General features: G+C 48.7%; 3 protein-coding genes and 1 pseudogene. All 4 read left to right on the plus strand.

All coding sequences use genetic code 11. The features are described from left to right. Positions 1 to 67 precede the first annotated feature (67 nt). The 4 genes and pseudogenes from ABD028_RS22925 (at position 68) to ABD028_RS22940 (ending at position 3,941) form a co-directional block, all read left to right on the plus strand. Entirely contained in the window at positions 68 to 670 is a 603-nt protein-coding gene (locus ABD028_RS22925) for a hypothetical protein (RefSeq protein WP_343847653.1), read from the plus strand. Between the two features lie 327 nt (positions 671 to 997). Next, a complete protein-coding gene (locus tag ABD028_RS22930) occupies positions 998 to 1,516 on the plus strand; it encodes a hypothetical protein (RefSeq protein WP_343847654.1) in 519 nt (172 codons plus the stop codon). Positions 1,517 to 1,800: 284 nt separating this feature from the next. Continuing rightward, positions 1,801 to 2,054, plus strand: a pseudogene (locus tag ABD028_RS22935) (type II toxin-antitoxin system Phd/YefM family antitoxin). A gap of 231 nt (positions 2,055 to 2,285) precedes the next feature. After that, the gene (locus ABD028_RS22940; RefSeq protein WP_343847655.1) at positions 2,286 to 3,941 is read left to right on the plus strand and encodes an acyl-CoA dehydrogenase family protein; all 1,656 of its coding nucleotides are present in this window, start codon (positions 2,286 to 2,288) and stop codon (positions 3,939 to 3,941) included. The last annotated feature ends 72 nt before the right edge of the window (positions 3,942 to 4,013 follow it).

Here is a 4,013-nt window from a genome sequence, read left to right on the forward strand (position 1 = left end):
CTAATGAAGTTCTGACTGCATCATAGCAGCTCTAATTAGGTGGCCAAATTAACTATGCCACTACAGTTTGCAGGCCAATCAATGGCAAAACAACCGGCAGAACCGAGCGATAGAGCAACAATATTTAGTTAGGCTTGAAAAAGACTTTGAGAGAAGCAGTGCTGCACTCAGCGAGAGTATTGCAAGAATAGAATTGTCCATAGAAAAATTGGAGCTCAGCCTAGCCATACTCAGCAATGAGGCGCGTGAGGAAGGGGACTATCAGAAGCTTTTTGATGCAATGCAGAGCTCCAGCATTATGGGAAGTTTTGAGGTGTATTTAGCAACGTTCGAAGAGTTAAAAGACACAGGATATATGCGTCTTCTAGAATCTACTGAATTAAGGGAGAGCCTGGGGAATGTATGGCAGAAACACGTTACTATATCGAGAATTAGTGAGATCAGGAATATGCTACGAGGTAATGCGTTTCCTATCATGGCTAAGTATGTAAAACCGCTAAGCGGTAATAAGCTCACATTTGATGCAGAATTGTTGGAGAAAGATCCGCGCGAAATTTATGTTGCTATGAGCATAATTCTCTCCAATCTCCGCTACGATCTAAATGATTCTGAGCAGTTGCTAGCTCTAATTGATCAAACACTGGACCTTGTTCACACGCAGATAGAATGAAAGTTAATTTCTTATAGCAAGCCAAAATGGTTTTATATCCACATTTGGAAAGGCACTAAAATTATTGGGAAACTAGAGTTTAGAAGCATATATAGCGCACAGAATACTGGATATATAAATTTGAGGATAAGCAGGGTCATATCCAAATTAAACGCCTGCATAAGATACAAAAAAATCAGGAGGTCATAAACCTTGCTACAACACTTTCAAGCAAGGATACTGAAGACCATTCTGACAGGGATGCTCTCTTCAGTAGCTGCCGTTCGGCGAAGCTGACGCGCGATAAAGAGAAATGGCAAACACTAGTTATCTGCTTCCGGAGGATATGTGAAGCTCCACGAAAATGTTGAATGTTCCGTTAAAAATGGAATGAGTTTTACGTTCTTTGATGAGGGAAAAGTGATTACCTTCAAGGGCAGTTCACTCACAGGTAGAGAAATAGTCGCCTTGGATGGTGAAGTGGTTTCAGACCGGAAAAGCTACAGCCGAAACTCCATTCATAACTTTGAACATGCAGGGAAGAGCTATCAGATACAACTAGTGGCCAATAGCATTGTGAAGAGCGATATAGATTGCCACTTTAGTGTGAATGGAGAACTAATCATGTCTTACAAACTTAATTACGAGAAAAAGAAGAAGAATTCTGTCGCGCTATTTCTGGTGATTTTTTTCGGTGGCGGTTTGGTTGGTTTTAATTGGTCTGCTGGGCATTTGCCAACCTGGGCGCTGGTGCTTTTTATATGCCTGGTCTCGCTCTGGGGTGGGTTAAGCAATAAAGGTCGTTGGGTTTGCCACGAGTTCATAACACAAGCAGACAATTTTGCATCGGCTGATAAGCAAGCCTAGAAATCAAAAATGCAGACCTGTTAAAAACACCTCCCTCTAAGCGGCCCGGGCCGCTTTGACTCCCGCTGAAAAATTCCCGGTCGGTTAAAGATTGCTGGCGTGTTTGAAAACTACAGGCCAGCAGGGCAAGGCCGCACCAGTTGGCCTTGCCAATACAGCCCAGGGCCATCTCAGTGGCAAGCGGAGCATTCAGAGCCATTTTCCAACATATAATGTCCTGCTAGTCGTACAGGTGAATATGGGGAAGCTATACTTGCCCTGTTAAACGTACACATGTAAATCTCATGAAAGTGGTGTCTTTTCCAGAAGCGAGATACTGCCTTAAAGCGGTTTTAGACGGCGTGGTCATGACGCCAACACCATGGTGATTACCCGCCGTGACACCGAGGATGCCATGGTGATGTCGCTGGATTACTACAACAGCTTAATGGAAACCGTCTACTTACTTCGTTCTGTGAAAAATGCAGAACACGTAAACCGCTCAATTACCCAGTATCGTGCAGGTAACACCACCTCACGAGAATGGATTGATGAGTAGCCAGCATCGTTTATTGTCGTGGACATATAATTCCTGGCCTCCTGTCGTTATCACTACTCATTGCGCGTCTCGTCACAGCTCGCTTAACAACGCATAGCGGACACCAGGCAACATGTGCGATTAGGTAAAATTACTGGCCCGACCTGTTCCAGCACAAGCCAGTTTATGAAACACTGACCCAATCAGCCTTAACCAAACAGTGCCATAATCTGAATCGGCTAAGAGGTGGTTATGTCCCATAGCATTGATGTAAGCGATACCCATCAGGTCTTTAACCAACCTGCGCCCCTGCAAGACTACAACGCCTACCAGGCCGATGAGGTGCTGCAATACTGGGTACAACAGTTTGGTGGCCATTGGGGCGACAGTAAGCTAGCCAGTTTCGGCCATCAGATTGGCCATGAATTGCTGCAGGCCGGTTTTCAGGCCAATAAGCATCTACCCGAATTCCAGCCCCACAACCGATTTGGCCAGCGCGTGGATCAGGTGGATTATCACCCCGCCTACCACCAGTTGATGCACCATGCCGTGCATAATGGTCACTGCAGCTTTGCCTGGACCGAAAACCAGCCCGGTGCCCATGTTATACGGGGCGCGATGGCATTTTTGCATAACCATGCCGATCCCGGTTCCGGCTGCCCCCTGACCATGACATTTGCCAGTGTGCCGGCCATTGCCGTACAACCTGATATCGCGGCCAAATGGCTGCCCAAGATCCTGTCCGGCCACTACGACGGTACCAATAAGCCCTGGTATGAAAAGCAAGGGGTGACTATCGGCATGGCCATGACCGAAAAACAAGGCGGCTCGGATGTGCGGGCCAATACCACCGTTGCCTCTGCCGTTGCGCAGGCCGGACCAGGCCGGCTCTATCAATTGACCGGGCATAAATGGTTTTGCTCGGCGCCCATGTGTGACGCCTTTTTGGTACTGGCACAGGTAGATAACAAGCTATCCTGCTTTCTACTGCCGCGCTGGCGCGACGATGGCAGTAAAAACCCTATCCATATTCAGCGACTGAAGAACAAGCTGGGTAACCGCTCGAATGCCAGCTCCGAAATAGAATTTCGCGGCGCACATGGCTGGCTATTGGGTGAAGAAGGGCGCGGTATCGCCACGATTATTCAGATGGTGGCCCTGACCCGTTATGACTGTATGTTAGGCTCATCGGCACTGATGGCGCAGGCCGCCAAGGAAGCCATCTGGCATACCAGCAGGCGCAGCGTCTTTGGCAAAAACCTTCACGACCAGCCGCTGATGGTGAATGTGCTGGCCGATCTGGCCCTTGAAGCCGAAGCGGCGCTGGCCATATCGCTACGTATTGCTCACGCGCTGGATCACAGTGACGACCCGCAGCAAGCCGCGCTGGTGCGCAGTTCCACTGCTATCGGCAAATATTGGATCTGCAAACGCGCCATTCAGCAAACCTATGAAGCCATGGAATGCATCGGCGGGGTGGGTTATGTGGACGAAAACGTGCTCAGTCGCCTGTATCGGGAAGCACCGGTCAATGCCATCTGGGAAGGTTCGGGGAATGTACAGTGTCTGGATCTGCTCAGAGTGTTACAGCGCGAACCCGATACGCTGCAAGTCCTGCTGGCTGAATTGCAAAAGGCAAAAGGCCGCCACCCACTTTTTGATCAGAAACTGGTGGTGTTAATGGCTGAACTCACCGAACAACACAACATTGAACTACGCGCCCGTCAGCTTATGGAACAGCTGGCCTTGCTCTGGCAAGCCGCAACATTGCTGGTATATGGCTTACCCATCATTGCCGAAGCATTTATTCAAGCCAGACTCAGCGATATACACTACCACCAGTACGGTACCCTGCCTGAATGTATTGATGCCAGAGCAATTATCGCCCGGGCCATGCCTAAAGTTTGAGCCGGCGTGGGTCGGAATTGATTCCGACAGCTTTTTAGCGTTCTGACGGTTGGGGTAAACGAGAAACAATAA

The organism is Bowmanella denitrificans, from assembly GCF_039522935.1.
Lineage (GTDB): Bacteria > Pseudomonadota > Gammaproteobacteria > Enterobacterales > Alteromonadaceae > Bowmanella > Bowmanella denitrificans.